This window comes from Paraburkholderia rhynchosiae (assembly GCF_002879865.1).
Taxonomy (GTDB): Bacteria; Pseudomonadota; Gammaproteobacteria; order Burkholderiales; family Burkholderiaceae; genus Paraburkholderia; species Paraburkholderia rhynchosiae.
Map to the genome: position 1 here is coordinate 1 of NZ_PNXY01000142.1, position 404 is coordinate 404.

1 protein-coding gene is annotated in these 404 nt (G+C 35.1%); it reads left to right on the forward strand.

Annotation, left to right across the window (positions count from 1 at the left end):
* Positions 1-348, forward strand: a 348-nt coding sequence (locus C0Z16_RS37190; protein ID WP_208638682.1) for a malate:quinone oxidoreductase, incomplete at its 5' end; no start/stop codon positions are given.
* Between the last annotated feature and the right edge of the window lie 56 nt (positions 349-404).

Below are 404 nucleotides of genomic sequence, written 5' to 3' on the forward strand. Positions count from 1 at the left end.
GCACGTAATGAAGATTGGCAATTATACACTGCTGGTAAACGTGTACAAGTTATCAAAGATACACCTGAACACGGTAAAGGATTCATCCAATTCGGTACAGAAGTGGTTAACTCACAAGACCACACTGTAATCGCATTATTAGGTGAATCACCAGGGGCTTCAACTTCAGTTTCAGTTGCGTTAGAAGTATTAGAACGTAACTTCCCTGAATACAAAACTGAATGGGCACCTAAAATCAAGAAAATGATTCCATCATACGGTGAATCATTAATTGAAGACGAAAAATTAATGAGAAAAATCCGTAAACAAACTTCAAAAGACTTAGAATTAGGTTACTACGAAAACTAAATTCTAATAGCTATATTTAAAATCGGGCAACTGAGAAATCTTATAGATTTTTCAGC